Annotated in this window: 20 protein-coding genes and 1 tRNA gene; 13 read left to right on the top strand and 8 right to left on the bottom strand. The window is 68.9% G+C overall.

Features of this window, described 5'->3' with window-relative positions; translation table 11 throughout:
- Positions 1-55 precede the first annotated feature (55 nt).
- The 7 genes from ACAM52_RS30870 (at position 56) to ACAM52_RS30840 (ending at position 7296) form a co-directional block, all read left to right on the top strand.
- A complete protein-coding gene (locus ACAM52_RS30870; protein WP_369647805.1) occupies positions 56-1225 on the top strand; it encodes an ROK family protein in 1170 nt (389 codons plus the stop codon).
- Entirely contained in the window at positions 1222-2760 is a 1539-nt protein-coding gene (locus tag ACAM52_RS30865) for a sugar ABC transporter ATP-binding protein (protein WP_369645427.1), read from the top strand. The genes ACAM52_RS30870 and ACAM52_RS30865 overlap by 4 nt, the downstream gene beginning before the upstream one ends.
- Entirely contained in the window at positions 2723-3763 is a 1041-nt protein-coding gene (locus tag ACAM52_RS30860; protein WP_307696707.1) for an ABC transporter permease, read from the top strand. The genes ACAM52_RS30865 and ACAM52_RS30860 overlap by 38 nt, the downstream gene beginning before the upstream one ends.
- A gap of 57 nt (positions 3764-3820) precedes the next feature.
- Positions 3821-4786 carry a substrate-binding domain-containing protein gene (locus tag ACAM52_RS30855; RefSeq protein WP_139705524.1) on the top strand — a complete coding sequence of 322 codons (966 nt, stop codon included), beginning with the start codon at positions 3821-3823 and terminating at the stop codon, positions 4784-4786.
- A 1-nt stretch (position 4787) separates the two neighbouring features.
- Positions 4788-5954: a Gfo/Idh/MocA family protein gene (locus ACAM52_RS30850; RefSeq protein WP_369645426.1), complete on the top strand. Its 1167-nt coding sequence runs from the start codon at positions 4788-4790 to the stop codon at positions 5952-5954.
- A 52-nt stretch (positions 5955-6006) separates the two neighbouring features.
- Positions 6007-6702 (top strand): phosphatase PAP2 family protein, encoded by a 696-nt coding sequence (locus ACAM52_RS30845; protein ID WP_369645425.1) that lies wholly within the window; start codon positions 6007-6009, stop codon positions 6700-6702.
- 69 nt (positions 6703-6771) lie between these two features.
- The gene (locus ACAM52_RS30840; protein WP_369645424.1) at positions 6772-7296 is read left to right on the top strand and encodes a DUF3617 domain-containing protein; all 525 of its coding nucleotides are present in this window, start codon (positions 6772-6774) and stop codon (positions 7294-7296) included.
- Between the two features lie 18 nt (positions 7297-7314).
- Here the strand turns inward: ACAM52_RS30840 and trxC are convergent, their stop codons facing one another.
- From trxC to ACAM52_RS30820, 4 genes are read right to left on the bottom strand one after another with little or no spacing between them, the layout of a single operon-like run.
- Positions 7315-7764 (bottom strand): thioredoxin TrxC, encoded by a 450-nt coding sequence (trxC, locus tag ACAM52_RS30835; protein WP_070063801.1) that lies wholly within the window; start codon positions 7762-7764, stop codon positions 7315-7317.
- Positions 7765-7819: 55 nt separating this feature from the next.
- On the bottom strand, positions 7820-8350 hold the full coding sequence (locus tag ACAM52_RS30830) for a TPM domain-containing protein (RefSeq protein WP_369645423.1): 531 nt from the start codon (positions 8348-8350) through the stop codon (positions 7820-7822).
- 5 nt (positions 8351-8355) lie between these two features.
- Positions 8356-9282 (bottom strand): YgcG family protein, encoded by a 927-nt coding sequence (locus ACAM52_RS30825; RefSeq protein WP_369645422.1) that lies wholly within the window; start codon positions 9280-9282, stop codon positions 8356-8358.
- 12 nt (positions 9283-9294) lie between these two features.
- Positions 9295-9894: a LemA family protein gene (locus ACAM52_RS30820; protein ID WP_180288586.1), complete on the bottom strand. Its 600-nt coding sequence runs from the start codon at positions 9892-9894 to the stop codon at positions 9295-9297.
- Positions 9895-9941: 47 nt separating this feature from the next.
- Here ACAM52_RS30820 and ACAM52_RS30815 point away from each other — a divergent pair, with 47 nt between their 5' ends.
- The 4 genes from ACAM52_RS30815 to ACAM52_RS30800 all read left to right on the top strand — a co-directional run bounded on the left by ACAM52_RS30815 (position 9942) and on the right by ACAM52_RS30800 (position 12889).
- Positions 9942-10745, top strand: coding sequence for a hypothetical protein (locus ACAM52_RS30815; RefSeq protein ID WP_369645421.1), 804 nt, complete (start codon positions 9942-9944; stop codon positions 10743-10745).
- 52 nt (positions 10746-10797) lie between these two features.
- The gene (locus tag ACAM52_RS30810) at positions 10798-11250 is read left to right on the top strand and encodes a nuclear transport factor 2 family protein (protein WP_062481770.1); all 453 of its coding nucleotides are present in this window, start codon (positions 10798-10800) and stop codon (positions 11248-11250) included.
- An 81-nt stretch (positions 11251-11331) separates the two neighbouring features.
- On the top strand, positions 11332-12348 hold the full coding sequence (locus ACAM52_RS30805) for a YheT family hydrolase (protein WP_369645420.1): 1017 nt from the start codon (positions 11332-11334) through the stop codon (positions 12346-12348).
- Positions 12341-12889 carry a DUF2946 family protein gene (locus ACAM52_RS30800; RefSeq protein ID WP_369645419.1) on the top strand — a complete coding sequence of 183 codons (549 nt, stop codon included), beginning with the start codon at positions 12341-12343 and terminating at the stop codon, positions 12887-12889. The genes ACAM52_RS30805 and ACAM52_RS30800 overlap by 8 nt, the downstream gene beginning before the upstream one ends.
- A 92-nt stretch (positions 12890-12981) precedes the next feature.
- On the opposite strand, the gene ACAM52_RS30795 is transcribed toward ACAM52_RS30800, so the two are convergent.
- The 4 genes from ACAM52_RS30795 to ACAM52_RS30780 form a co-directional block, all read right to left on the bottom strand.
- A complete protein-coding gene (locus ACAM52_RS30795) occupies positions 12982-13587 on the bottom strand; it encodes a cytochrome c5 family protein (protein ID WP_369645418.1) in 606 nt (201 codons plus the stop codon).
- 115 nt (positions 13588-13702) lie between these two features.
- Complete coding sequence (locus ACAM52_RS30790) at positions 13703-15127, bottom strand: efflux transporter outer membrane subunit (RefSeq protein ID WP_369645417.1); 1425 nt, start codon at positions 15125-15127, stop codon at positions 13703-13705.
- Positions 15120-18284: an efflux RND transporter permease subunit gene (locus ACAM52_RS30785; protein WP_307696719.1), complete on the bottom strand. Its 3165-nt coding sequence runs from the start codon at positions 18282-18284 to the stop codon at positions 15120-15122. The genes ACAM52_RS30790 and ACAM52_RS30785 overlap by 8 nt, the downstream gene beginning before the upstream one ends.
- A gap of 15 nt (positions 18285-18299) precedes the next feature.
- Positions 18300-19595: an efflux RND transporter periplasmic adaptor subunit gene (locus ACAM52_RS30780; protein ID WP_369645416.1), complete on the bottom strand. Its 1296-nt coding sequence runs from the start codon at positions 19593-19595 to the stop codon at positions 18300-18302.
- 179 nt (positions 19596-19774) lie between these two features.
- Here ACAM52_RS30780 and ACAM52_RS30775 point away from each other — a divergent pair, with 179 nt between their 5' ends.
- Both ACAM52_RS30775 and ACAM52_RS30770 read left to right on the top strand, forming a co-directional pair.
- Positions 19775-20443 carry a TetR family transcriptional regulator gene (locus ACAM52_RS30775; RefSeq protein WP_062481751.1) on the top strand — a complete coding sequence of 223 codons (669 nt, stop codon included), beginning with the start codon at positions 19775-19777 and terminating at the stop codon, positions 20441-20443.
- 42 nt (positions 20444-20485) lie between these two features.
- A tRNA-Arg gene (locus tag ACAM52_RS30770) sits at positions 20486-20560 on the top strand.
- Positions 20561-21194 lie beyond the last annotated feature (634 nt).

Here is a 21194-nt window from a genome sequence, read left to right as displayed (position 1 = left end):
AAGAAGAGCGGAGACAACACGCGTGGCACCCTGGAGCGGCATCACGACCGACGAAATGCGGTTGCTGGAATCGACCTTCTGGTCGGCCGGCGGCTCTCGCCATGCCATGGCCGAGCAGCTGGGCTTCTCCAAGAGCAAGGCCAACGCGCTCATCGCCGGCCTGGTCGACCAGGGCCTGCTGGCCGAGGCCGGCCTGCAGCGCTCCTCGGGCGGTCGCCGCGCCGAAAACCTCCAGCTCAATGCCGAACTCGGCGTGCTCGTCGGCATCGACATCGGCGCCACCAGCCTGGACGTCGCGGTGCTGCGCCCCGACCTCACGGTGCTGGCCCAGCACGAGGAAGCTGCCGACGTGCGCGAAGGCCCGGCCGTGGTGCTGGCGCGCGTGCGCGTGCTGATGCGCGAACTGCTGGCTCGCTGCGGGCAGGGCCCACGGAACGTGTTGGGCATCGGCATCGGCGTGCCCGGCCCCGTCAACTTCGAGATCGGCCAGCTCGTGAACCCGCCGCTCATGCCGGCCTGGGACAGCTTCTCGATCCGCGACTACCTGCGCGAGGACTATGCGGCGCCCGTGTTCGTCGACAACGACGTCAACCTGATGGCGCTCGGCGAGCTGTGGCGGCTGCGGCGCTCGCTCTCCAATTTCCTCGTGATCAAGATCGGTACGGGCATCGGCTGCGGCATCGTCTGCCACGGTGAGGTGTACCGCGGCGCGGCCGGCTCGGCCGGCGACGTGGGCCACATCTGCGTCGACCAGGAGGGCCCGCGCTGCCATTGCGGCAACCTGGGCTGCGTCGAGGCGATGGCGGCCGGCCCCGCGATAACGCGCATGGCGATGCAGGCCGCCGAAGCCGGCGAAAGCGCGACGCTCGCCGAGTGCCTGCGCGCGCGCGGGCGCATCGATGCCTTCGACGTGGGGCAGGCCAGCCGCGGCGGCGACCCAGCGGCCAACGCCATCATCCAGCGCGCGGGCAGCCTGATCGGGCAGATGCTCGCGTCGGTCGTCAACTTCTTCAATCCCTCGCACGTGTTCATCGGCGGCGGCATCACGCGCATCGGGCCGCTGTTTCTTGCAGCGGTGCGCCAGAGCGTCTACCAGCGCTCGCTCGCGCTGTCGACGCGGCACCTGGAGATCCAGTACACGCCGCTGGGCACGCAGGGCGGCCTGGTCGGCGCGGGTGTGCTGGCGATGCAGGAAACGCTCAAGGCCCGCGGGGTGGCGCCATGACGAACGCCGTGGCAACCAAGGGCAGCGTGGCCGTCGAGTTCGACGGCGTGGTGAAGGCCTTCGGCCCCGTGCAGGTGCTGCACGGCGTGAGCTTCGCGCTCGCGCCAGGGCGCGTGTACGGCCTGCTCGGCGAGAACGGCGCGGGCAAGTCCACGCTCATGAAGATCCTGTCGGGCTACGAGTCGCTGACCAGCGGCACGCTGCGCATCAACGGCCAGCCGCAAAGCTTCACGAGCTCGCGCGATGCCGAGGCGCTGGGCATCGTGCTCATCCACCAGGAGTTCAACCTCGCCGAAGACCTCAGCGTGGCGCAGAACATCTTCCTGGGCCACGAGAAAAAGAAGGGGTTCCTGCTCGACGACGCCGCGATGGAGCGCGATGCCGCCGCCGCGCTCGCCGCCGTGGGCCTGGCCATCGACCCGCGCACCAAGGTGCGTCGCCTCATCGTCGCCGAGAAGCAGCTCGTCGAGATCGCGAAGGCCATCGCCCGTCGCGCGCGCCTGCTCGTCATGGACGAGCCCACCGCCACGCTCACGCCCGGCGAGACCGAGCGCCTGTTCAAGCTCATCGCGCAGCTGCGCGCCGACGGCGTGACCATCGTCTACATCTCGCACAAGCTCGACGAGGTGGAGCAGGTCACCGACGAGGTGATCGTGATGCGCGATGGCCGCTTCGTGGCGCGCGCACCGACGCCCGAGGTCTCGCGCCAGCAGATGGCCAACCTCATGGTGGGCCGCGAACTCGCCGACCTGTACCCGCCGCGCGACCTCGTCGTGGCCGCCGACAAGCCGGCCCTGCGCGTGCGCAACTTCAGCGTGCCCGGTTGGGCGCAGGACGCGAGCTTCGAGGTGCGCCCCGGCGAGATCCTCGGCTTCGCGGGCCTCGTCGGCGCGGGCCGCACTGAACTCTTCGAAGGCCTGCTCGGGCTGCGACCCGCGAGCGGCACGGTCGAGATGCGCGGCGAGCCCGTGCCGCACGGCAAGGGCTGGCGCAACCCGCGCGATGCCGCCAAGCACGGCCTCACCTACCTCAGCGAAGACCGCAAGGGCAAGGGCCTGCACGTGCACTTCGGCCTGCGCCAGAACCTCACGCTGATGGCGCTCGAACGCTACGCGCAGCCCTGGCTGAAGCCCGACGCGGAACGCGCGGCGCTCGGCGAGGCGGTGAAGGACTACGGCATCCGCACCGGCTCGCTCGACGTGCGGGCCTCGTCGCTGTCGGGCGGCAACCAGCAGAAGCTCGCGCTCGCCAAGGTGTTGCAGCCGCAGCCCAAGGTGGTGGTGCTCGACGAGCCTACGCGCGGCGTGGACATCGGCGCCAAGCGCGACATCTATTTCCTGATCCAGCGACTCGCCCGCGAAGGCCTCGCGGTGATCGTCGTCTCGTCCGAGCTGATGGAACTGATCGGCCTGTGCCACCGCGTCGCGGTGATGCGCGCGGGCCGGCTCGTTGCCACGCTCGACGCGACCCACCTGACTGAAGAGGAGCTCATCGCTCATGCCACCGGAACTGCAGACACCTCCACCGCAGCCTGAAGCGGCCGTCACCGCGGCAGCAGCGCATCGCAGCGAGGCCAAGCCGCGCTGGACCGAGCGCCTGCACGGCCTCGGCCCGGTCATCGGCCTCGTGCTGCTGTGCATCGCGGGCACGCTGCTCAACAGCGACTTCGCGACCGTCGACAACGCGATGAACGTGCTCACGCGCACGGCCTTCATCGGCATCATCGCGGTGGGCATGTGCTTCGTGATCATCTCGGGCGGCATCGACCTGTCGGTGGGCTCGATGGCCGCGCTCATCGCGGGCAGCGTGATCATGTTCATCAACTGGGCCGGCCCCGCCTCGGGCTCGCCGCTGATGGCGGTGATGATGGGCGCGGTGCTCGCCGTGGTGCTCGGCGCGCTGTTCGGCCTGGCGCACGGCCTGCTCATCACCAAGGGGCGCATCGAGCCCTTCATCGTGACGCTGGGCACGCTGGGCATCTTCCGCGCGTACCTCACGTACTTTGCCGATGGCGGCGCGCTCACGCTCGACAACGAGCTGTCCGATCTCTATGCGCCCGTGTACTACGCCAGCCTCGCGGGCATCCCGGTGCCGGTGTGGGTGTTCGTGATCGTCGCGATCATCGGCGGCGTCATCCTGAACCGCACGGCCTACGGGCGCTATGTGCAAGCCATCGGTTCCAACGAGCAGGTGGCGCGCTATGCGGCCGTCGATGTCGACCGCGTGAAGATCCTCACCTACGTGCTGCTCGGCGTGTGCGTGGGCATTGCCACGCTGCTGTACGTGCCGCGCCTGGGCTCGGCCTCGCCGACCACGGGCCTGCTGTGGGAGCTCGAAGCCATTGCCGCGGTGATCGTCGGCGGCACCGCATTGAAGGGCGGCGCGGGCAGCATCACCGGCACGGTGGTGGGCGCGATCCTGCTCTCGGTCATCAGCAACATCCTGAACCTCACCAGCATCATCAGCGTGTACCTGAACGCTGCGGTGCAGGGCTTCGTGATCATCGTCGTCGCGTTCCTGCAGCGCGGCCGCCGCTAGTTTTTCGTTGTTCGTTCGTTCCGTTCCCGTTCCACCACCCAAGAGGAGACATCCAGCATGACGACTTTCACCCGACGCCTCGCGCTCACGGCGGTTGCCACCGCAGCGTTCGCCGCCAGCCTGCCCGCGCTTGCCGCGGACAAGGTCAACCTCGGCGTGTCGATTCCCGCGGCCACGCACAGCTTCATGGGCGGCATCAACTACTGGGCCAACCAGGCGAAGAAGGACCTCGAGAAGCAGCACAAGGACCTGAAGATCACGATCAAGACGGCCGCCAATGCGCCAGAGCAGGCCAACCAGCTGCAGGACCTGTCGACGGTCACCAAGATCAACGCGCTCGTCGTGTTCCCGTTCGAATCGGCCGCGCTCACCAAGCCGGTCGCGCAGGTCAAGGCCAAGGGCGCGTACGTCACCGTGGTCGACCGCGGCCTGACCGACACCAGCGCGCAGGACGCGTACGTGGCCGGCGACAACACGGCCTTCGGCAAGATCCCGGCCGAGTACATCGTCAAGCAGCTCGGCGGCAAGGGCAATGTGGTGGCGCTGCGCGGCATCGCGACCACGCTCGACAACGAGCGCATGGACGCCTTCAACGCCGTGCTCAAGGGCAGCCCCGACATCAAGCTGCTCGACGCCAAGTACGCCAACTGGAACCGCGACGACGCCTTCAAGGTCACGCAGGATTACCTGACGCGCTTCAAGAGCATCGACGCCATCTGGGCGGCCGACGACGACATGGCCGTGGGCGTGCTCAAGGCCATCTCGCAGGCCAAGCGCGACGACATCAAGATCGTGTTCGGCGGCGCGGGCGCCAAGGACATGGTCAAGACCATCATGGACGGCAAGGACAAGCGCATCACGGCCGACGTGAGCTACTCGCCCAAGTTCATCTACGACGCAATTAAGCTCACGGCCGAGGCACGCCTGAAAGGCGAGAAGCTGCCGGCGACGACGATCATTCCGTCGGTGCTGATCACCAAAGAGAACGCCAAGGATTTCTACCACCCGAACTCGCCGTTCTAAGGTGACCGAGATCGCTTCACGTCCCCTGCGCTGCGCCATGGTCGGCGGCGGTCGCGACGCCTTCATCGGCGCCGTGCACCGCAAGGCCATGGCGCTCGACGGCCAGATCGCGCTGGTCGCCGGCGCGCTGTCGTCGAGCCCGGACAAGGCGCGCGCCTCGGGCCGCGACCTCGGCCTGGCCGACGACCGCAACCACGGCGACTGGCAGGCGCTGCTGGCTGACGAGCTGAAGCGCCCGGCCGATGAGCGCATCGACTTCGTCTCGATCGTCACGCCCAACCATGTGCACTACCCCGTGGCGCAGGCCTTCGCGGAAGCGGGCTTCCACGTGGTGTGCGACAAGCCGCTGGTGCACACGCGCGCGCAGGCCGATGCGTTGGTCGCCACCGTGACCAAGCAGGGCACGGTGTTCGGCGTGACCTACAACTACACCGGCTACCCGATGGTGCGGCAGGCGCGCGAGATGGTGCGCACGGGCCAGATCGGCGAGGTCCGCAAGGTCGTCGTCGAATACAACCAGGGCTGGCTCGCCAGCCACGTGGAAGCCGCGGGCGGCAACAAGCAGGCCGACTGGCGCACCGACCCCGCGCGCAGCGGCGCGGCCGGCGCCATCGGTGACATCGGCTCGCACGCCGAGAACCTCGTGGCTACCGTCACCGGCCTGGAGATCGAAAGCCTGTGCGCCGACCTCGGCGCGCTGGTGCCGGGCCGCCTGCTCGACGACGACGGCAGCCTGCTGCTGCGCTTCAAAGGCGGTGCGCGCGGCGTGCTGGTGGCCTCGCAGATCAACACCGGGCTGGAGAACGACCTGCGCCTGCGCGTCTCCGGCACGCTGGGCACGCTTGAATGGCGCCAGGAGCAGCCGAGCCAGCTCGTGCACCTGCCGCACGACGGGCCTCGGCGCGTGCTCACGCGCGGCGCGCCCTGGCTGTGCGAGTCGGCGCGGCGCGCGAGCCGCCTGCCGGCCGGCCATCCCGAAGGCTTCATCGAGGCGTTTGCGAACGTCTACGCGGGCGTGGCGGCGGACATCCGCGCGCGGCTCGCGGGGCAGGTGGCCGATCCGCTCGCGGCCGACTATCCGCGCGTGGAAGACGGTGCGCGCGGCGTGCGCTTCATCGAGTGCACGGTGGCATCGGCTGGAAGCGAATTAAAGTGGACGCCCTGGTAGCCGCGCACGGGCCTCGTTGAAACGAGGCGAGGCCGCGGCACCAGCGGCCGCCATGACGCACTCCCCATCTTCTTTCGACGCCCCTTCGCCTCAGCCTTCATGGCCGCGCGCCCTCTGGCAGCGCTGCCGGACGCTGTGGCTGCTCAAGCTGGCCGGCAACACCGTCGCCACGCTGGGCTTCTTCCCGCTGTACTTCTGGGTCATGCACCACGCCGGACCGGCGTGGGTGCTGCCGCTCACGGCCGTCGACCGGCTGATTGCATTCTGGCCGGCGATGCTGCCCGTGTACCTCACGCTGTGGGCCTACATCGCGCTGCCGGTGCTGCTGGCCAAGGACCGGCGCGAGCTGAACACCATCGCCATCGGCTGCGCGGTGATGACGGCGATCGCGCTGGCCGTGTTCTGGTGGATGCCGACGGCGATCCCGAACTTCGCGATCGAGGCCGCGCCGGGCTCCTCGCTGCACTTCCTCAAGACCTTCGATGCGGCGGGCAACGCCTTTCCTTCATTGCATGTGTCGTTCTCGGTCTTCGCCTGCATCGTGCTGGCGCGGCAGTTGCGCGAAGCCGGCGCGCCGGGCTGGCTGCGGCTGCTCAACCTCGTCTGGGCCGTGGCCATCGTGTACTCGACGATGGCCGTGCGCCAGCACGTGCTGATCGACGTGCTGGGTGGCCTCGGGCTGGGTCTGGCGATGGGCTTCGCGTTGCGCGAGCGCCCATCGGCGGCGCTGGCGCCGGCCGCGGCGTAGACCGATCGCGGTATTCCGCCGCGCGGGCACCGACGGTACAAAGCGGCATCGCTGTTCACCGAGCCCGCCATGACCTTTCGCCTGCTCTCCATCGTCGCTGCTGCTTGCCTCCTGGCCGGCCCCGCCTTCGCCATCGACTACCCGGCACGCAAGGCGGGCCTGTGGGAAATCCAGACCGGCGAGGGCGGCGCGGCCACGGCCAAGGCGTCGGGCCAGACGATCCAGCAATGCATCGACGCCGCCACCGACAAGGCGATGCGCGAGATGGGGCAGGGCATGGGCAAGGACATGTGCTCGAAGCAGGACCTGCGCCTCGAAGGCGTGAAGCTGGTCATCGACTCGGTCTGCAAGATCGGCCCCACCACCGCGACCTCGCGCGCCGTGATGAGCGGCGACTTCAGCAGCGCCTACCGCGTCGAAAGCAAGTCGACCTACAGCCCGCCGCTGATGGGCCGCACCGAAGGCACGAGCGTCGTCGACGCCAAATGGGTCGGCCCCTGCAAGCCGGGCCAGAAGCCGGGCGACATGGTCATGGGCAACGGCATGAAGATGAACATGCTCGACGCGATGGCGAAGATGCCGCCGCGCAAGTGAGCGCGGCCGGTGGTCGGATCAGCCCGCGCCGTTCGCCTTGACCCAGCGCACGATGTCGGCCGCGCCCATCGCGCCGGCCTGCCGTGCGACCTCGCGCCCGCCCTTGAACAGCGCCAGCGTCGGGATGCTGCGGATGTTGAAGCGCGCGCCCAGTGCCTGCACCGCCTCGGTGTCGACCTTGGCCAGCCGCACCTGCGGTTCGAGCTGGGCCGCCGCCTGCTCATAGGCCGGCGCCATCTGGCGGCACGGGCCGCACCAGGGCGCCCAGAAATCGACCAGCACCGGGATCTCGTTGCGCGCGATGTGGCGATCGAAGGTGGCCACGTCGGGCAGTGCGGTGGAATGGCCGGTGAACAGCGGACGGTGGCAGCTGCCGCAGTCGGGCGCGCTGCCCAGTTGCGCCGTGCGCACGCGGTTGGTCGTGTGGCAGTGCGGGCAGACGATGTGCAGCGATTCGGATTCGGTCATGCGCGAAAAATAAGGGCCGTGTGTCTGGATTGCAAGGCGCGCAGGGCGCCGGGCCTCAGAGCACCACGGGCGCGTCGGGCAGCTCGTTGGTGTCGGGCTGGTTCTCGGCCAGCGGGAAGTGGGCCATCAGCAGCGCCGACACCTCTTCCAGCGCCAGCGTGATGCCGTCCTCGAAGCGGCCTTCGCGAAAGGCCGTGCCCATGCGCTGCGTCATCGCGGCCCATTCGGCGCTGTCCACATGCGCGTCGATGCCGCGGTCGGCCACGATCTCGATGGCGTGCTCGGCCAGCAGCAGGTAGATCAGCACGCCGTTGTTGTGCGCGGTGTCCCACACGCGCAGCTTGCCGAACAGCATGACGGCGCGTTCGCGCGGCGACGCGTGGCGCCACAGGTAGGACATCGGCAGGCCGGCCTCGACGCAGATGCGGACCTCGCCACTGTGGCGCCGCTCGCTCGCGGCCACGCGGCCGGCCAGGCGCTCCAGTGCATCGGCCGGCAGCACGCGGCGCACCGCGGCTTCGTCGGTCCAGCGATGCCGCCAGATGCGGCCCAGCTTCGAGAGGAGCGTGGGGTCTGCAGTTGCCATGTCGTTCACCAGTCTCCCGAGGCGCCGCCGCCGCCGAAATTGCCACCGCCGCCGGAGCTGAAACCGCCGCCGCCACCCCCGCCGCCTCCGCCCCAGCCACCGCCTCCCCCACCGCTGCTCCAGCCGCCACCGCCGCCGCCTCCTCGGCCGCCGCGGCCGGGACCGAAGCCGGCGAGACCCGAGAACAGCGAGACCATGAGCGCGATCATCCCGGCGATCACCGCGATCACGGTGCTGGTCGTGAGGAAGAACGCGACCACGCCGATGCCGCCGCCCATGGCGACCGAGCCCAGCGTCTTGCCCAGGATGGCGCGCGCGATCGGCGCGCCGACGAAGACACCGACGAACAGGAAGATCGCGAGGTTCTCCCAGTCGAAGCCATCGTTGCTGCTGCCGCTACTGCTGTTGCGCGAAGGCTCGGGCAGCGGCTCGCCGTCGACCAGGCCGATGAGCCGGTCCACCGCCGCGTTCAGGCCGCCCGCGAAGTCGTTGTTGCGAAAGCGCGGCTTCATCTCCTCGTCGATGATGCGCACGGCCGCGAGGTCGGGCACCGCGCCTTCGAGCGTCTTGGCCGTGGCGATGCGCATCTTGCGATCGTCCTTGGCGACGATGACCAGGAGGCCGTCGCCCACGCCCTTGCGGCCGATCTTCCAGGCGTCGCCCACGCGCTGCGCGTAGCTCGCGATGTCTTCGGGCGCCGTGGTCGGCACCATCAGCACCACGATCTGCGAGCCCTTGCGCTGCTCGAAGGCCGCGAGCTTGGTTTCGAGGCCCGAGCGCTGCGCGGCGTCGAGCGTGCCGGTCTGGTCGATCACGCGCGCCGTGAGCGTGGGGATCGGCAGCAGGCCCTGCGCCAGCGCGGGCAGGCCAACCCATGCAAGGGCCGCGATGAAGATCGCTGCCAGTGCGCGGCGGATCAGGGCTGCGGCCATCGGCGCCGCTTCTTACTTCTTCGGGGCGCTGAAATCGACCGTGGGCGGCGTCGAGATCTGGGCTTCGTTCTGCACCGAGAAATTCGCCTTGGGCTTGTAGCTGAAGACCATGGCCGTGAGGTTGGTCGGGAAGCTGCGCGCGAGCACGTTGTACTCCTGCACGCTCTCGATGTAGCGGTTGCGCGCCACGGTGATGCGGTTCTCGGTGCCCTCGAGCGTCACGCGCAGGTCGCGGAAGGCCTGGTTGGCCTTGAGCTCGGGGTAGCGCTCCGACACCACCATCAGCCGCGACAGCGCCGACGAGAGTTCGCCCTGCGCCTGCTGGAACTTGTTGAAGGCTTCGGGGTTGTTGAGCGTCTCGGGCGTCACCTGGATCGAGGTGGCCTTGGCGCGCGCCTCGATCACCTTGGTGAGCGTGTCTTGCTCGAAGCTGGCTTCGCCCTTCACGGTGGCGACGATGTTCGGCACGAGGTCGGCACGCCGCTGGTACTGGTTGAGGACCTCGCTCCAGGCCGACTTGCTGGCCTCGTCGAGGGACTGGAACTGGTTGTAGCCGCATCCGCTGAGGGACAGGACGGCCGCGAGAATCAGGAACCAGCGCTTCATCATCATTTGCATTACCTCCGCAGAAGGAGGCCGAAGTTAGCATAGATGGGGTCATGGCCCTCGATCCCCTCCACGCCCTGCAAGCTGCGAACCGCGCGGTCCCGCCGGCGGCCGCGCCGCCCGCCGGCACCCTGCTGATCGCAGGTGCGACCGGCGCGTTGGGCCAGGAGCTGCTGCACCGGCTCGCGGGCCGCCACCGCTTCCAGCGCACGCGCGTGCTGGCGCGCGAGCCCATGTACGACGGGCTGCCCGGCGTCGAAAGTGTTCTGTGCCGGGCGCTGCCGATCGCGCAGTGGCCGCCGGTCGCGGCCGATGTCGCGGTGGTCGCCTTCGACCCGCCGCGCCTGTACCACGGCCGCGAGCGCGCGCTGTGGCACCCCGAGCCCGCCGACCTGCCCGAACTGGCGCGCTGGCTGCGCGCCAGCGGCGTGCGCACGCTGGCCATCGTGCAGCCGCACGACCGCGGCCGGCTGCCCGAGGCGCTCAAGCGCGGGCTGGCCAGCCTCGACGAGCAGGCCGTGGTCGCCTGCGACTTCGAGCGCCTGATCCTGCTGCGCTCGGCGCGCAAGCCGGCCGACGTGCGCCTGGCCAACCTCGGCGAGCGGCTCGCGGCCTGGATGCTGTCGATCATGCGGTTCATGGTGCCGGCCAACGAGCAGCCGGTGCGCGCGCCCAAGATGGCCGAGCTGGTCGACCTCGCGCTGCGCGTGGCGCCGCCCGGCGTGCACGTGGCCGCGCCCGAGATGGTGTGGCAGGCCGCGCAGGGCGCCACCGAGGCGGTGGCGCGCGCGTGGCTGATTCCCGCGTCCGCGCCCGAAGCACCCACGGCCGGGTCGCCTGCTGCCACATGGCCGTGACATGGGCAGGGCAAAATCCGGCCTACCCCCTTCGCTCTCGCCCTTCACCGCCATGCCCAAGACTCCTTTCCGCGCCGCCGCGGCCATCGGCGGCACTGCCGACGATGTCGAGGCCGCCTTCTACGAAGCGCTGCAACGCGGCGATGTCGATGCGCTGATGGCCTGCTGGGCCGACGAGGACGAGGTGTTCTGCGTCCACCCGGGCGGCCCGCGGCTGGTGGGCGCGGTGGCGATCCGCGCGGCCTTCGAGCAGATGTTCGCCAACGGCGCCATCCATGCGACGCCGGCGCGCGTGCGCAAGATCGAGTCGCTGGCGAGCGCCGTGCACAACGTGCTGGAGCGCATCGAGGTGCTCACGGCCGAGGGGCCGCGCCATGCCTTCGTGCTGGCCACCAACGTGTATCACAAGACCGCGCAGGGCTGGCGCATGGTGGCGCACCACGCGAGCCCGGGCAGCGCGCGCGAGCCGGACGACGCGAACGATCCACCGCAGGTCCTGCACTGAGTCCTGCTTCGAGCGATGGCCTCTCCCTTTCCTTCTTCCTCTTTCTCACCGAATTCCGCGTCGCCCGCCGCGCACGATGCGATGGGCTACGACGCCCCGCGCTGGCTGCCCGGCGGCAACCTGCAGACCATCTGGGCCGCGCTGTGCGCGCGCCGCTTCGACGGGCCCGCGCCGGTGTACCGCCGCGAGCGCTGGACCGCGCCGGACGGCGACTTCATCGACGTCGACTTCGCCGATGCGCCGCAGCCAGGCCCCCGACCGCTGCTGGTGCTGTTCCACGGGCTCGAGGGCTCGTCGCGCAGCCACTACGCCGAGGCCTTCGCGGCCTTTGCCGCCGCGCGCGGCATGGCCTTCGCGGTGCCGCACTTTCGCGGCTGCAGCGGCGAGCTGAACCTCGCGCCGCGCGCCTACCACTCGGGCGACCACGAGGAGATCGACTGGATCCTGCGGCGCATGCACGCGCAGCACGTGGTGCAGGGCGGCGGCGGGCCGGTGCTGGCGGCTGGCGTCTCGCTGGGCGGCAATGCGCTGCTGCGCTGGGCCTGCGAGGCCGGCGAGAGCGCGCGGGCCTCGGTCGACGCGGTGGCGTCGGTGTGCGCGCCGCTCGACCTGGCGGCGGGCGGCGAGGCGATCGGGCGCGGCTTCAACCGGCTGGTCTACACGCGCATGTTCCTCGCGACCATGAAACCCAAGGCGCTGGCCAAGCTGGCGCAGTTCCCCGGCCTGTTCGACCGCGACAGGCTGATGGCCGCGCGCGATCTCTACGACTTCGACGACGTGTTCACGGCCCCGCTGCACGGCTTTCGCAACACCGACGACTACTGGGCGCGCGGCTCGTCCAAGCCGCTGCTGGGAGCGATCCGCGTGCCCGCGCTGGTGGTGAACGCACGCAACGACCCCTTCATTCCGGCCCGCAGCCTGCCGGGGCCGAAGGAGGTCGGGTCGCACGTCACGCTGTGGCAGCCCGCGGGTGGCGGCCACGTGGGCTTTCCGCTCGGCCTGCCGCCGGGGCACGTGGGCGGAATGCCCGAGCGTGTAGGAGGGTGGCTGGCCCACCACCTCTCGTCGACGCAGGCGCAAAATACGGCCCATGGATGACATCGTCAAACAGGCATTGGCCAAGTGGCCGAACGTGCCGCACTGCTACGGCTGGCTCGGCCTGGACGCGCGCGGCAACTGGTACATGCGCGACGACCGCACGCAGGCGCAGGGCCCGTTTCGCAGCGCCAAGGGCTCGATGCTGCGGCACGACAAGCTGATCGACTTCATCCACCGCAACTACGAGCACGACGCCGACGGCCAGTGGTTCTTCCAGAACGGGCCGCAGCGCGTGTATGTCGAGCTGGAGGCGGCGCCGCTGGTGTGGCGCGTGGCGCAGCAGGGCGCGGGCGCCTTCACGGTCACGGCCCACACGGGCGCGCCGGCCGAGGTGTCGGGCTGCCTGCTCGACGAAGAGGGCCGGCTCTACCTCGTGGCCCCGGCGGGGCTCGGGCTGGTGCACACGCAGGACGTGGGCATCGCCGCCGAGGCCGTGGAGCAGGGCGTCTGGACGCCGGAGCCGGTGCGCGCGGCCGACCTGCCGGGGCGCTTCGGCCATGTGCTGAGCCCAGCAGAGCGCCATGCAGGCGTGGCTGTATAGCTACTGAAAAGATAGCAACCCGGATCGTCCGGGCGTAAAAAAACCGGCCTGAGAGCCGGTTTTTTCATGGGCGCGAGGCGCCGTCGATCAGCTTACTTGGCAGGCGCGCTGGCCGCAGCCGATGCACCTTCGGCCGGCGCGGCAGCCGCTGCCGGACGGTCCGGCACCGGGAACTTGGCGCCACCGGCGTTGGCCAGGTACACCACGGCACGGCCGATTTCGATGTCTTCGAAGTCGCCGCCGCCCTGGGCGGGCATCGCGCCCTTGCCCTTGAGTGCGTGCTCGAGCAGCGTTGCGTAGCCCTGGCCGATGCGCGGGCCCCAGGCTGCGGCGTCGTTCAGGTGCGGGGCGCCGGGGATGCCGGGGGCGCCGTGGCAGGCCACGCACTGGGCCTTGAACACGGCTTCGCCAGCGGCCAGCGGCCGGTTGGCGTCACGGATCTCGATGGAGCCGACCTTCTTGAGGCGCTCGGCCACTTCACGGTCGCGCGATTCCTTGGTCACGCCGTAGAGCGCCATGTTGTCGCCCTCCGCGGTACCGGCGGGCTTGGTGCCCGAGACCACATAGGACACGAGGCCCACGATGATCAGGATCGGAATGATGAAAGAGAAAAATACCGCGAGCAGCAGTTGCTTCGGGTTCTTGATCGGGCCGGTATGGGCTTCTTCTGTGGCCTGGTTGTGCGGGTCTGCGCTCATGGCGTCCTCAATAACGGGGGGCTCGTCGGGGGCTTTTTCTAACCAACCGGCGATTATAGAGAGGCCCTTTGCCCGCGCGGGCAATTGACCTCTCCATATCGGACGCGCAGGTGTCTCAACCGTTGTTGCGTGTGGTCCAGCCGCCACCCAGCGTCTTGTACAGCGTGACCTGGTTCTGCAATTGCAGCAGGCGCGTGGCCACGGCCGATTGCTGCGCCGTGAACAGCGAACGCTGTGCGTCGAGCAGATCGAGCGCACTGGCGATGCCGTTGCGATAGCGCAGGTCGGACAGCTTGTAGCGCACCGCCTCGGCGTCGGCCTGCGCGGTCTGCGCGCGCGCCTGCTCGCCCAGCGTGGCGCGGCCCGCGAGGGCGTCGGCCACTTCGCGGAAGGCGGTCTGGACCGACTTCTCGTACTGCGCCACCGCGATCTCGCGCCCGGCCTTGGCCGAGTTGAGCCCCGCGATGTTGCGGCCCGCGTCGAAGATCGGCAGCGTGACCGTGGGCGCGAAGCTCCAGGCCTTGGTGCCGCGGTCGAACAGGCCGGAGAACTCGCTGCTCGCGGTGCCGATCGAGCTCGTCAGCGACACGCGCGGGAAGAAGTTCGCGCGCGCCGCGCCGATGTTGGCGTTGGCCGCGATCAGCTGCTGCTCGGCCGCACGGATGTCGGGCCGCTCGGTCAGCAGGTCGGAGGGCAGGCCGGCCGGCACGTCGGGCATCGGGCGGATGCCCGCGAGTCCCTTGGCGCCACCGGCGGTGGCCTCGGCCGGCACCGGCGCACCGAGCAACAGCGCGAGCGCGTTCTCGTCCTGCAGACGGGCGCGCTGCTGCTGCGCATAGGCGGCGCGTGCGGTCTCGGCCTGCGAGTTCGCAGCCTGGAAGTCGATCTCGGACGACACGCCGTTGTCGAAGCGCAGCTTGGTCAGGCGCACCGACTCGTCGCGCGTGACCATGGTCTGGCGCGTGATCTCGAGCAGCTCGTCGTCGGCCAGCAGCGTGAGCCAGCCGCTGGCCACGGCCGCGATCAGGCTGATCTGCGCGGCCTTGCGCGACTCTTCGGTGGCGAGGTACTGCGACAGCGCCTGGTCCTTCAGCGCGCGGATGCGGCCGAAGAAGTCGAGCTCCCACGCGGTGAAACCGAAGTTGACCGCGTACTGCGAGGCCACGCTGCCTTGCGTCGGATCGATCGCCTGGTAGGCGTTGGGGCTCGAGCGCGAGCCCGTGCCCGTGAGGCCGAGCGCCGGGAACAGCGCCGAGCGTTCGATCTGGAACTGCGCACGCGCCTGCTCGATGTTGAGCACCGACACGCGCAGGTCGCGGTTGTTCGCCAGCGCCGTCTGGATCAGGCCCGCCAGGCGCGGGTCGGTGAAGAAGTCCTGCCAGGGCAAGGCGGCCGCGGCGGGGCCCGACGGCTGCGCCGGGTCACCCGGGAAGGTGGTCGGCACCGGCGCCGCGGGGCGCTCGTAGGTCGGAATCAGCGAGCAGCCCGCCAGCAGCATCGCCGCCGCCAGCACGGTAGGAATCAGAGGTTTCTTAGTCATGTGTTTGGTCTCCCGTGATGCCGGCCGCGGCCGCATGCCGCTTGTCGGCCTCGTGCTGGCGCGCGCTGCCCTTGAACAGCGTGCGCACCACCACGAAGAACACTGGAACGAAGATCACGGCCAGGATCGTGCCGGTCACCATGCCGCCGAGCACGCCGGTGCCGATGGCACGCTGGCTCGCCGAGCCTGCGCCCGAAGCCAGGACCAGCGGCAGCACGCCCAGGCCGAAGGCCAGCGAGGTCATGATGATGGGACGGAACCGCAGGTGCGCGGCCTCGAGCGCGGCCTCGACCACGCCGCGGCCCTGCGCCTGCAGGTCTTTCGCGAACTCGATGATCAGAATCGCGTTCTTCGCGGACAAGCCGATGATCGTGATCAGGCCCACCTGGAAGTACACGTCGTTGGAGTAGGCGCGCAGCATCGTCGCCACCAGCACACCCAGCACGCCCAGCGGCACCACCAGGATCACCGACAGCGGGATCGACCAGCTCTCGTACAGAGCGGCCAGGCAGAGGAACACCGCCAGGATCGCGAAGCCGTACAGGATCATGGCCTGCGAGCCGGCGAGCTTTTCTTCACGCGACTGGCCGGTCCACTCGAAGCCGAAGCCTTGCGGCAGCTGGCCGGCGAGCTTTTCCATCTCGGCCATGGCCGCGCCCGTGCTCTGGCCCGGCGCCGCGTCACCGCTGATGCGGATGGCGGGGTAGCCGTTGTAGCGCACGGTCTGCGTGGCGCCCGAGACCCACTTGGTGGTCGCGAAAGCCGACAGCGGCACCGGTTGGCCCTTGGTGTTCACGGCGTTCAGGCGCAGCAGGTCGTCCGGCTGCATCCGTGCCGGCGCATCGGCCTGCACCACCACGCGCTGCAGGCGGCCGCGGTTCGGGAAGTCGTTGATGTAGCTCGAACCCAGCGAGGTCGACAGCGCACTGTTGATCGCGTCGAAGCTCACGCCCAGGGCGTTGGCCTTGTCGCGGTCGATGTCGATCTCCAGTTGCGGCGCGTCTTCCAGGCCGTCAGGGCGCACCTGCGCGAGGATCTTGCTCTGCGAGGCCATGCCCAGCAGCTGGTTGCGTGCGTTGATCAGCGCCTCGTGGCCTGCGCCCGAACGGTCCTGCAGCCGGAAGCTGAAGCCGCTGGCGTTGCCCAGCTCGGGAATCGGCGGAGGGCTCAGCGGGTAGATGAAGGCGTCGCGGATGCCCGACAGCGCACCGAAGGCACGGCCGGCCAGCGCACTGGCCGAGTGGGCCGGGTCCTTGCGTTCTTCCCAGTCCTTCAGCGTCACGAAGGCGAGGCCCGCGTTCTGGCCCTGGCCTGAGAAGCTGAAGCCCATCACGCTCACGATGCTCTGCACTTCAGGCTGCTTCAGGATGAAGCCTTCGACCTGCTGCATCACCGACAGCGAACGCTCTTGCGTCGCGCCCGGGGGCAGTTGCACGTTCACGATGATGTTGCCCTGGTCTTCCTCGGGCAGGAACGAGCTCGGCAGGTGCGTGTAGAAGTACGCGACGGCGCCGATGATCGCGGCGTAGATCACGAGGTAGCGTGCGGCGCGGCGCAGGATGCGCGCGACCACGCCTTCGTAACCCTTGGCCGTGCGCGAGAAGCCGCGGTTGAACCAGCCGAAGAAGCCGCGCTTCTCATGGTGGTGGCCGGCTTCCACCGGCTTGAGCAGCGTGGCGCACAGCGCCGGCGTGAGCGACAGCGCCATGAAGGCCGAGAAGCCGATCGAGGCCACCATCACCGCCGAGAACTGGCGGTAGATGTTGCCGGTCGAACCCGCGAAGAAGGCCAGCGGCACGAACACCGAGATCAGCACCACGGTCACGCCGATGATGGCGCCCGAGATCTGCTGCATTGCCTTGCGCGTGGCGTCGAGCGGCGACAGCCCCTCTTCGCTCATGATGCGCTCGACGTTCTCCACCACCACGATGGCGTCGTCCACCACGATACCGATCACCAGCACCATGCCGAACATGGTGAGCACGTTGATCGAGAAGCCCAATGCGAGCAGCGTGGCGAAGGTGCCCAGCAGTGCAATGGGCACCACGATCGTCGGGATGATCGTGTAGCGCCAGTTCTGCAGGAACAGGAACATCACCAGGAACACCAGCGCGATGGCCTCGAACAGCGTCTTCACCACTTCGGAGATCGAGATCTGCACGAAGCGCGAGCTGTCATAAGGAATGTCCCACTTCACGCCCTTGGGGAAGTAGCGTTCCAGCTCGGCCATCTTGGCGCGCACGGCCTTGGCCGACTTCAGCGCGTTGCCGGTGGGCGTGGGCTGCACGCCGATACCGACCGCGGGCACGCCGTTCAGGCGCGCGGAGGTGGCGTAGTTCTGGCCGCCGAGTTCGACGCGTGCCACGTCCTTCAGGCGCACGGTCGAGCCGTCGGTGTTGGCGCGCAGCACGATGTTCTGGAACTGCTCGACGCTGTTGAGCTGGCCGTTCACCGTGACCGTGGCGGAGATCGCCTGGCCGGGGATGTTCGGCAGGTCGCCGAGCGTGCCCGAGGCCACCTGGGCGTTCTGCGCACGGATCGCGGCATTGACGTCGTTGGCCGACAGGTTGAAGCCTTGCAGCTTCGCCGGGTCGATCCAGATGCGCATCGCGTTCTCGGAGCCGAACAGCTGGGCCTGGCCCACGCCGTCGATCCGCTGCAGTTCCGGCACGATGTTGCGCGCGGCGTAGTCACCGAGCGCCACCGGGTCGAAGTCGGGGTTGTCCGAGGACAGCATCGCGAACAGCAGGAAGTTGTTGCGCGACTTGTCCACGCGCACGCCCTGCTGCGTCACGGCCGAAGGCAGCCGCGGCGTGGCGCGCGAGAGCCGGTTCTGCACGTCCACCTGCGCGAGGTCTTCGTTGGTGCCGGCCTCGAAGCTGATGGTGATGGCGCCGGTGCCGTCGGCCTGGGCCACCGATTCCATGTAGATCAGGCCGGGCGAGCCGTTCATCTCGCGCTCGATCACGGACAGCACGCTGTCCTCGAGCGTTTGCGCGGAGGCACCGGGGTAGGCGACGTTGATCACGATGGCCGGTGGGGCCACCGGCGGGTACTGCGAGATCGGCAACTGCGTGATGGCGACGCCGCCCACCACGATGATGAACAGTGCGATCACCCACGCGAAGATAGGTCGGTCGATAAAGAATTTGGCCATGCGAGGCGCTCCTGATTACTTCTTGTCAGCCGGGGCCGAAGCCGGGCTGGCGGCGGGTGCCGCTGCGGCAGCGGACGCTGCCGGTGCCGCGGGTGCAGCCGCGCCGTTGGGCGTCGGCTTTTGCCAAGGCACCGCCTTCACGGGCGTGCCGGGCGGCATCATCTGCAGGCGCTGGAAGCCGTCGACCATCACCTGTTCGCCAGCCTTCAGGCCGTCGAGCACCACCCACTGGTTGTCCTTGGCGGCGCTGATCTTCACGGTGCGCTGGCTCAACTTGCCGTCGGCGCTGACCACCGTCACGTGGTCGCCCTGCTGGGTGCGCGTGACGGCCTGTTGCGGCACCGTGATCGCGTTCGTCACCTGGGCCTGCTCGAGCTTCACGCGCACGTACAGGCCGGGCAGCAGCTCGCCCTTGGGGTTCGGGATCTCGGCGCGCAGCGTGACCTGGCCCGTGGTCGGGTCGACCGTGAGGTCGGAGAACAGCAGCTTGCCGTCCTGCCCGTAGTCGGTGCCGTCTTCGAGCACCACGCGGATGCTCGCGGCTTCTTCGCCGCTGGCACGCTTGTACTGGCCGGCGGCCACGGCGCGGCGCAGCTTGAGCACGTCGGAGGCCGACTGCGTGAAGTTCACGTACAGCGGGTTGATCTGCTGCACCACGGCCAGCTCGGTGGCGTCGCCCTGGCCGACCAGTGCGCCTTCGGTGACCAGCGCGCGGCCGATGCGGCCCGCGATGGGCGAGGTGACATCGGCGTAGCCCTGGTTGATCTTGGCGGTCTGCAGCAGCGCGCGGTTGGCGGCCACGTCGGCGTCGGCCGTCTTGGCGGAGGCCACGGCGGTCGCGTATTCCTGCTTGCTCACGGCGTTGGCCTCGACCAGCGGCTTGTAGCGGTCGGCCAGTGCCTTGGCCTGCACGGCGTTGGCTTCGGCGCGGGCCAGGGCGGCCTGGGCGTTCTGCGTGGCGGCCACCAGCGGTGCGGGGTCGATGCGGAACAGCAGCTGGCCGGCCTTCACGTCGCTGCCTTCGCGGAACTCGCGCTTGAGCAGGATGCCCGGCGTGCGGGCGCGCACCTGGGCGATGCGCGAGGCTTCGAGGCGGCCGGGCAGCTCGGTCACGAGGCCCACGTCGGTGGGCTTGACCGTCACCACGCCGACTTCAGGCGCCGGACGGGCACCACCGCCACCGCCGCCCGGACCGGCCGGGGCCTCGCCCTTGCCGCAGGCGGCCAGGAACAGGAGGGAGACGAGGGTCACGGTCGCGAGACGCGGCGAAAACGACAAGGACGGTTGACGCGAGACATGCAGAAGAGGCATGTGATTCCTTTGATGCGAAGACGGGAGATGGCGCGTTTGCGGGAGAGATCCGTAAACCAGCACGGGCAGGTGGGCCATCCGAGAAGCGCGCTAGTTTACATACATTCATGGATGTATAGTGACAGCCATGCAATGGCCCCACGATACGCAAAGGGCGTTCGCTTTACAAATCAGGAGACTTGGTGGCACGTCGTACGAAGGAAGAAGCACTGGCGACGCGGAATCGATTGCTCGATGCCGCGGAGTTGCTGTTTCAGGCGCAAGGTGTTTCGCAGACCACGCTGCAGCAGATCGCGCAGCAGGCCGGCGCGACCCGGGGCGCCATCTACTGGCACTTCAAGGACAAGGCCGATCTGTTCAACGCCATGATGGAGCGCGTGATCCTGCCGCTGGAGACGCCGCCCAAGAGCGACATCCCCGGCGATGACCCGCTGGTCGAGATCGAGGAAGGCCTGATCCACGCGCTGACGCTCATGGTCGCCGACCCGCAGGTGCGGCGCGTGTTCGACATCGCGACCCACAAGGTCGAGTACACGCATGACATGGCCTCGGTGCAGCAGCGCCACCTGGACGCGCGCAACGCCTGCGTGGTCGATTTCGAAAAGGCCCTGCGGCTGGCCGCGCGGCGCGCCCGCATCCGGCTGCCGTTGCCGGGTGCGGTCGCGGCGCAGGGCATGCACGCCCTGATGGGCGGGCTGATCCAGAACTGGCTGCTCGACCCCACGGCCTTCGACCTCGTGTCGACCGGCCGGCGCACCTTCCGCGTCTACCTGGCCGGGCTCGGTTTCCCGCGCACGCCGGCCGGTGGCGTCCCGACGGCGCACGACGCGGAAACCGCCGCGGCCTGATAGGCCATAATGTGTGGCTCCGGTGCTTTGCGGAGCACCTCTCTCGCTGTATTTCAACGGATAGAATTCGGCCCTCCGAAGGCTGAGATCCAGGTTCGATTCCTGGCGGCGGGACCAGCTACAAGGCCGGACACTTCCAAAGGTGTCCGGCTTTTTTGTTTTCTCCTCTGGAGAGGGCTATTCCGTTGTCCGATTGAGTCCGATGCAGTATGCCCCAATCCGACGTATCTTGGGGGTATCTCGAGGGGTACCAAAATGCCGGATTGGGGGTATGTGAAAACCAGCTTCATACCCCATGGAGAGGGGCCTGGGTACCCGCCTCTTTGGAGAGTGGCGGTCTTGGTCGTTTTCAGCTGGAGTGTCTTCCGAGTGGGCCAGAACGCACTGGTGTGACGCCAAAGCAGGCGTCTCGCCCTGCTACCGAGTGAGTCGTCGAATCAGGCGACGGCTGCTTCAGACTGGCATGGGACACTTAGGCGCCGGAGCAACCGCGGCTTCCCGAACCGGTTATTCGCTCTGCCACGGCACTGAGCGAGTGCTCGGCTACCAACTCGGTCCGCCGACTTTCACGGGAGGCACTGCATCCATCAGTGCCCTGCAAAGCGAACGCTAGACTGTTTCTAGCGATGCCGCTTCGCGTTACCACGCCGACAGTCGAACGAACTGCCCTCTCAGGGGGCTCTGCAGCCATATGAGCTTGGTTCCAAGAGGCTCAGAGTTCGTTGGTGGAGGCACATCTCCAGAAGCGGCG

It is taken from the genome of Variovorax sp. V118 (assembly GCF_041154445.1).
GTDB classification, from domain to species: Bacteria; Pseudomonadota; Gammaproteobacteria; order Burkholderiales; family Burkholderiaceae_C; genus Variovorax; species Variovorax boronicumulans.
This window is presented reverse-complemented; position numbering and strand designations above follow the sequence as displayed.

Coding starts and splice junctions, on each gene's coding strand:
- ACAM52_RS30825 (WP_369645422.1), bottom strand. CDS start 9,282: ATGGCCGCAGCCCTGATCCGCCGCGCACTGGCAGCGATCTTCATCGCG.
- ACAM52_RS30820 (WP_180288586.1), bottom strand. CDS start 9,894: ATGATGATGAAGCGCTGGTTCCTGATTCTCGCGGCCGTCCTGTCCCTC.
- ACAM52_RS30815 (WP_369645421.1), top strand. CDS start 9,942: ATGGCCCTCGATCCCCTCCACGCCCTGCAAGCTGCGAACCGCGCGGTC.
- ACAM52_RS30870 (WP_369647805.1), top strand. CDS start 56: ATGCGGTTGCTGGAATCGACCTTCTGGTCGGCCGGCGGCTCTCGCCAT.
- ACAM52_RS30865 (WP_369645427.1), top strand. CDS start 1,222: ATGACGAACGCCGTGGCAACCAAGGGCAGCGTGGCCGTCGAGTTCGAC.
- ACAM52_RS30790 (WP_369645417.1), bottom strand. CDS start 15,127: ATGACTAAGAAACCTCTGATTCCTACCGTGCTGGCGGCGGCGATGCTG.
- ACAM52_RS30800 (WP_369645419.1), top strand. CDS start 12,341: ATGGATGACATCGTCAAACAGGCATTGGCCAAGTGGCCGAACGTGCCG.
- trxC (WP_070063801.1), bottom strand. CDS start 7,764: ATGACCGAATCCGAATCGCTGCACATCGTCTGCCCGCACTGCCACACG.
- ACAM52_RS30805 (WP_369645420.1), top strand. CDS start 11,332: ATGGGCTACGACGCCCCGCGCTGGCTGCCCGGCGGCAACCTGCAGACC.
- ACAM52_RS30860 (WP_307696707.1), top strand. CDS start 2,723: ATGCCACCGGAACTGCAGACACCTCCACCGCAGCCTGAAGCGGCCGTC.
- ACAM52_RS30855 (WP_139705524.1), top strand. CDS start 3,821: ATGACGACTTTCACCCGACGCCTCGCGCTCACGGCGGTTGCCACCGCA.
- ACAM52_RS30810 (WP_062481770.1), top strand. CDS start 10,798: ATGCCCAAGACTCCTTTCCGCGCCGCCGCGGCCATCGGCGGCACTGCC.
- ACAM52_RS30830 (WP_369645423.1), bottom strand. CDS start 8,350: ATGGCAACTGCAGACCCCACGCTCCTCTCGAAGCTGGGCCGCATCTGG.
- ACAM52_RS30845 (WP_369645425.1), top strand. CDS start 6,007: ATGACGCACTCCCCATCTTCTTTCGACGCCCCTTCGCCTCAGCCTTCA.
- ACAM52_RS30780 (WP_369645416.1), bottom strand. CDS start 19,595: ATGCCTCTTCTGCATGTCTCGCGTCAACCGTCCTTGTCGTTTTCGCCG.
- ACAM52_RS30840 (WP_369645424.1), top strand. CDS start 6,772: ATGACCTTTCGCCTGCTCTCCATCGTCGCTGCTGCTTGCCTCCTGGCC.
- ACAM52_RS30785 (WP_307696719.1), bottom strand. CDS start 18,284: ATGGCCAAATTCTTTATCGACCGACCTATCTTCGCGTGGGTGATCGCA.
- ACAM52_RS30795 (WP_369645418.1), bottom strand. CDS start 13,587: ATGAGCGCAGACCCGCACAACCAGGCCACAGAAGAAGCCCATACCGGC.